This window comes from Scandinavium sp. NPDC088450, assembly GCF_044900545.1.
In the GTDB taxonomy this organism is placed as follows: Bacteria; Pseudomonadota; Gammaproteobacteria; order Enterobacterales; family Enterobacteriaceae; genus Scandinavium.
The window spans coordinates 1-6,168 of sequence record NZ_JBJDNI010000053.1; the positions used below are offsets into that span (position 1 = coordinate 1).

Consider the following 6,168-nt stretch of genomic DNA (forward strand, 5'->3'; position numbering starts at 1 on the left):
TTAATGCGCTGAAATTATTAGGGAAAGAGTACAGTAATATGGTCACAGGCGAATGACCATATTACTGGGGATCCCTCAGCCCCGTGGGAGAGGGTCGGGGTGAGGGCATCAGACCGCACCCGCCACAATAATCAGTAAAGCAAGCGAGCGCGAATCGTCCCCGGAATCGCCTTCATGCTTTGCAGCGCTTTCTCTGCCACATCCTCTTCCGCTTCGATATCAATTACCACATAGCCCATTTGCGGCGTCGTTTGCAGATACTGCGCGGCGATGTTCACGCCTTGCTCAGCGAAAATCTGGTTGATAGCGGTCAGTACACCTGGACGGTTTTCGTGAATGTGCAGCAGACGGCGGCCACCGTGTAAAGGCAAAGAAACTTCAGGGAAGTTCACCGCTGACAACGTGGAACCGTTATCGGAGTACTTAGACAGTTTACCTGCCACTTCCAGACCGATATTTTCCTGCGCTTCCTGAGTCGAACCACCGATGTGCGGGGTCAGGATGACGTTGTCAAATTCGCACAGCGGAGAAGTGAACGGATCGCTGTTGGTTGCTGGCTCAGTTGGGAAGACATCAATCGCTGCACCCGCCAGATGTTTACGCGCCAGCGCATCACACAGCGCCGGAATATCCACCACGGTACCGCGAGCGGCGTTGATCAGCAAAGAGCCCGGCTTCATCAGCGCCAGCTCTTCTGCGCCCATCATGTTTTTGGTCGACGCATTTTCCGGAACGTGCAGGCTCACCACATCGCTCATGTTCAGCAAGTCAGACAAATGCTGAACCTGGGTCGCATTCCCCAGCGGCAGTTTGCTTTCGATATCATAGAAGAACACGTGCATGCCCAACGATTCCGCCAGAATGCCGAGTTGGGTACCGATATGCCCGTAGCCGATAATCCCGAGCTTTTTACCACGTGCTTCAAAACTGCCCGCCGCCAGTTTATTCCAGATCCCGCGGTGCGCTTTGGCGTTCGCTTCAGGAATGCCACGCAGCAGCAACAACAGCTCACCAATCACCAATTCAGCCACAGAACGGGTATTGGAGAATGGCGCGTTAAAGACCGGCACACCGCGTTTGGCCGCAGCGTTCAGATCAACCTGGTTGGTGCCGATACAGAAGCAGCCAATCGCCACCAGCTTCTCAGCCGCCTGGATGATGTCTTCGGTTAGATGAGTACGGGAGCGCAGGCCGATGAAATGGGCATCGCGGATCGACTCTTTCAGTTGCTCAGCGTCGAGCGCGCCTTTATGAAACTCAATGTTGGTGTAGCCTGCCGCACGAAGGCTATCGAGTGCTTTTTGGTGCACACCTTCGACCAGCAGAAACTTAATCTTGTCTTTTTCCAGCGATACCTTAGCCATTTCCCCGCCCTGTCTTTCTTGTCGTGATGTTGTGGTGAACGAATGTCCACCTCAGCAACATATCAAAAAAATCTATTGCGGCAATATGAACGTTTGCGTCGGCATCCTGAGGAAATGTCATTCAGCGGTAATTGTCAGCATAAAATGCTGGATGGGAATCCACACGCAGTGTGTAAATGAGATGAAGCCCTAAAATGTGACACAAGTCACCAAATTTAACCTGGCTGAAATTTTTTACGGGGGCAGCCTGCGCCCCCGTCAGATCATTTTACGATGGTTTTCACGCCATCAGCGGTGCCAATCAGCGCCACGTCTGCGCCACGGTTGGCGAACAGCCCTACGGTGACCACGCCTGGAATCCCATTAATGGCATTTTCAAGCGCCACAGCGTCGAGGATTTCCAGACCATGCACGTCGAGGATCACGTTGCCGTTATCCGTCACCACATTCTGACGGTATTCAGGACGACCACCCAGTTTCACCAGCTCACGAGCCACCGCACTACGTGCCATCGGGATCACTTCCACCGGCAGCGGGAATTTGCCCAGAATAGCCACCTGCTTGGAAGCATCGGCGATGCAGATAAACTTGTCAGCCACGGACGCGATGATCTTCTCGCGGGTCAACGCAGCGCCGCCGCCTTTGATCATCTGCATGTGATCGTTAATTTCATCCGCGCCGTCGACATAAATGCCCAGACGATCCACTTCATTGAGATCAAAAACGTGAATACCGAGGCTTTTCAGCTTTTCGGTTGAAGCATCCGAGCTGGACACTGCCCCTTCAATCTGGCCTTTCATCGTGCCCAGCGCATCAATAAAATGCGCCGCGGTGGAGCCAGTGCCCACCCCTACGATCGTGCCCGGTTGTACATATTGAAGGGCTGCCCAGCCAACTGCTTTTTTCAGTTCATCCTGCGTCATGGTTTTTGCCTGTGATGTGATGGGATGCCGCGCATTATAGATCATTCATGCCAGAAATGTCCGCGCAGCGCCCTTGTGAAGGTCGCCAATTTCGATCTGTATCAAACGTAAATTTATGTCATAGTGCGAGGTAACGAAGAATAAGGAGCCAGTCAGCACACATGAAACGTCCGGACTACAGAACACTACAGGCACTGGATGCGGTCATTCGGGAACGCGGGTTTGAACGCGCCGCACAAAAGCTGTGTATTACCCAGTCCGCCGTCTCCCAGCGTATTAAACAGCTGGAAAATATGTTCGGCCAACCGCTGCTGGTGCGTACGGTTCCCCCGCGTCCTACGGAACAAGGTCAGAAATTGCTGGCTCTGTTGCGTCAGGTTGAACTACTGGAAGAAGAGTGGCTTGGCGATGAGCAAACCGGCTCTACGCCACTGCTGTTATCACTGGCGGTGAACGCCGACAGTCTGGCAACCTGGCTGTTGCCTGCCCTTTCGGCCGTTCTTTCTGACTCCCCCATCCGCCTGAACATTCAGGTGGAAGATGAAACCCGCACTCAGGAACGTTTACGCCGGGGTGAAGTCGTCGGTGCTGTCAGTATCCAGCCGCAAGCACTGCCGAGCTGCCTGGTCGATCAACTGGGTGCGCTGGACTATCTGTTCGTGGCATCAAAGTCGTTTGCGCAACGTTACTTCCCAAATGGCGTAACGCGTTCTGCGCTGCTCAAAGCCCCGGTTGTCGCGTTTGACCATCTCGACGATATGCATCAGGCCTTCCTGCAACAGCACTTCGATTTACCACCGGGCAGCGTGCCGTGTCACATCGTTAACTCGTCGGAAGCCTTCGTGCAGTTAGCTCGCCAGGGCACCACCTGCTGTATGATCCCGCATCTGCAAATTGAACGCGAACTGGACAGCGGCGAGCTGATTGACCTGACGCCAGGCCTGTTCCAGCGCCGGATGCTCTATTGGCACCGATTCGCCCCGGAAAGCCGCATGATGCGCCGGGTGACAGACGCACTGCTGGAATATGGGCATAAGGTTTTACGCCAGGATTAAACAGAAAAGCCGGGGAGTCCCCGGCTTTTTTATGAATGGCTTTCTGTTACTGAGCAGGTTTCTGCGGCTCTGGTGCTTTCTCAGGTTCCGCCGCTTTCTGCGGGGCTGCCTGAGTCGGTTCGAGCTGGAACACAACGTCAACCTGATCGTCGAACTGAATAGTCGGCTGCTCGTAAGTTTCCTGAGCAGACGCGGCAGGAGCGGCATCCGCTTTCATCATCCGTACCATAGGGCTCGGCTGATAATTGGAAACGTGGTAGCGCACGCTATACACCGGGCCCAATTTGGCATTGAAGCCAGAAGCCAGCGCAGTAGCCTGGTGAACGGCGTCATCAATAGCCGCTTTACGCGCCTTGTCCTTGTACTCATCCGGTTGCGCAACACCCAGCGAAACAGAACGAATTTCATTCAGACCCGCTTTCAGTGCGCCGTCCAGCAGTGAGTTCAGTTTATCAAGCTGGCGCAAAGTGACTTCCACCGTACGCACCGCGCGGTAGCCTTTCAGAATGCTTTTACCATTCTGATAGTCATAGTCCGGCTGAGTACGCAAGTTCGCAGAGCTGATGTCTTTTTTAGCTACGCCGTTCTGCTCAAGGAAAGAGAGATACTGGGCAACACGATCATCAGCCTGTTTCTTGGCCGATGCCGCATCTTTTGCCGCAACGTTCACTTCGATTGCCAGCGTTGCGATATCAGGTACCGCATCAACGCTTGCCGTGCCTGAGGTGACAATGTGCGGTCCATCCGGCAATTCATTTGCCTGCACCGACACTGTACTTAATCCCACTAATGCCGCCAGGGCCATCACTTTAAACTTCACTGTCGTTCCTCCATGTTACGTCTTCACCCGAAACAGGGCGCATGCCTGCAAGCTTAGCTTCTGAGGACTAAATGTCCATAAGACATGGCTTAGTTGAACAAGGCGTGAACATGGGAAATCCCTTCTTTTGCCAGCTGAAAAGCGATAAACCACATCACCAGGCCAACCAGTAAATTAATGATGCGTTGCGCCCTGGCCGTGCGCAGGCGTGGGGCTAGCCAGGCGGCCAACAAAGCCAGGCCAAAGAACCATAAAAATGAGGCGCTGACCGTGCCCAGTGCAAACCAGCGCTTAGGTTCCACATCCAGTTGCCCGCCCAGACTTCCCAGCACCACAAACGTATCAAGATAGACATGAGGATTAAGCCACGTCACCGCCAGCATCGTGGCGATGATTTTCCAGCGTCCCTGCTTCATGACTTCTGCACTGGCCAGTTCCAGATTGCTACCCATTGCCGTTTTCAGGGCACCCAATCCGTACCACAGTAAAAATGCTACGCCGCCCCAGGTGACACCCGCCATTAACCATTCTGACTGCATCAGCAGAGCACTTCCGCCAAAGATGCCGGCGCATATTAAGAGCAAATCACTGAGGGCACAGAGAAAGGCAATCATGATGTGATACTGACGTCGGATGCCCTGATTCATCACAAAAGCGTTCTGTGGCCCAAGCGGCAGGATCATGGCAGCGCCAAGGGCAAGCCCCTGAAAATAATAAGATAATATGATTAATTTCTCTGAAATACTTGTCGATGGCGAGACTATAGCGCGGGCAGAACATTAGAGGAAATGGATAATTTTAATACCATATTAGTTTAATTAATAATTAGAGCGAGCATATCTATTCAATTAAAGTAAATAGACAACGAAAAACCCGCTCAAAGCGGGCTTTTCGTTAACGAGTAAAACTACGCGGCCTCGGCCTGCTCTTTCACTCGTTTGAAGTTCACATCCATCTGTGGGAACGGGAAGCTGATGCCGTTGGCGTCAAAGTCGCGTTTGACGCGCTCCAGCACATCCCAGTAGACGTTTTGCAGGTCGCTGCTTTTGCTCCAGGTGCGGACGACAAAATTCATGGCAGATGGCCCAAGTTCATTCAGGCGCACCGTCATTTCACGATCTTTGATGATGCGTTCATCTGACTGAATGATGTTGGTCAGCAGCTGTTTGACTTTATCGATGTCAGAGTCATACGCCACGCCAATGATGAACTCATTGCGGCGAACCGGCTCGCGGGAAAAGTTGATGATATTCCCGGCGATGATTTTCCCGTTCGGGATAACCACGATTTTGCCATCCACAGTGCGCATGGTGGTGGAGAAAATCTGCACGTTGAGCACTGTGCCTGCCACTCCGCCCAAATCGACATATTCACCGGCACGGAACGGGCGGAACATCACCAGCAGTACGCCTGCGGCAAGGTTGGAGAGCGAGCCCTGAAGCGCCAGACCCACCGCTAAACCTGCGGCACCCAGAACGGCGATAACAGAAGCCGTTTGCACACCGACGCGCCCCAGAGCGGCAATCAGCGTGAAAGCGATAATGGCGTAACGCAGCATCGCGGAAAGGAAGTCCGCCACGGTGGCATCAATCTGCCGGGCGCGCATCACACGGTTTACAGCATTGGACACCAGCCGGGCAACAATCATCCCGACGATAATAATGGCGATCGCGGCGACGATATTCACCGCATAGCTCAGCAGCAGCGCCTGATTGCGCACCAGCCACGAACCAGCATGATTAATACTGTCGACAACATTCAAATCTTCCATCTGATAATCCTTATAGCAACCCAAAAGGGAACACAAAATTCGACGACTCTGCAAAAAGGCAGTCTGTTAAGGTTAAACAAGAATCGTCTGTAATGCCAAATAGATCACAGAATGAGACAAATTTATGATGTTGAAAAAGCAATAAATATCCTCCGGCATAGCCGGAGGTTTTTCATATGCGCCTATAAGGCTCTGTCACCAGCAGCGCCCTAACAGGCGCATCACGATCTGACAT

General features: G+C 52.9%; 6 protein-coding genes. 1 reads left to right on the forward strand and 5 read right to left on the reverse strand.

Annotated elements, in window-relative coordinates:
- Positions 1–131 precede the first annotated feature (131 nt).
- Together serA and rpiA are read right to left on the reverse strand one after the other, a co-directional pair.
- Entirely contained in the window at positions 132–1,364 is a 1,233-nt protein-coding gene (gene serA, locus ACI2I2_RS24380) for a phosphoglycerate dehydrogenase (protein WP_330982765.1), read from the reverse strand.
- Between the two features lie 263 nt (positions 1,365–1,627).
- A complete protein-coding gene (rpiA, locus tag ACI2I2_RS24385; RefSeq protein WP_312628638.1) occupies positions 1,628–2,287 on the reverse strand; it encodes a ribose-5-phosphate isomerase RpiA in 660 nt (219 codons plus the stop codon).
- 161 nt (positions 2,288–2,448) lie between these two features.
- On the opposite strand from rpiA, the gene argP reads away from it, so the two are divergent.
- Entirely contained in the window at positions 2,449–3,342 is an 894-nt protein-coding gene (gene argP / locus ACI2I2_RS24390) for a DNA-binding transcriptional regulator ArgP (RefSeq protein WP_097162070.1), read from the forward strand.
- 46 nt (positions 3,343–3,388) lie between these two features.
- On the opposite strand, the gene ACI2I2_RS24395 is transcribed toward argP, so the two are convergent.
- The 3 genes from ACI2I2_RS24395 to ACI2I2_RS24405 all read right to left on the reverse strand — a co-directional run bounded on the left by ACI2I2_RS24395 (position 3,389) and on the right by ACI2I2_RS24405 (position 5,933).
- Positions 3,389–4,162: an oxidative stress defense protein gene (locus tag ACI2I2_RS24395; protein ID WP_404660246.1), complete on the reverse strand. Its 774-nt coding sequence runs from the start codon at positions 4,160–4,162 to the stop codon at positions 3,389–3,391.
- 89 nt (positions 4,163–4,251) lie between these two features.
- The gene (gene argO / locus ACI2I2_RS24400; protein WP_404660248.1) at positions 4,252–4,887 is read right to left on the reverse strand and encodes an arginine exporter ArgO; all 636 of its coding nucleotides are present in this window, start codon (positions 4,885–4,887) and stop codon (positions 4,252–4,254) included.
- 182 nt (positions 4,888–5,069) lie between these two features.
- Complete coding sequence (locus ACI2I2_RS24405; protein WP_404660247.1) at positions 5,070–5,933, reverse strand: small-conductance mechanosensitive channel MscS; 864 nt, start codon at positions 5,931–5,933, stop codon at positions 5,070–5,072.
- Positions 5,934–6,168 lie beyond the last annotated feature (235 nt).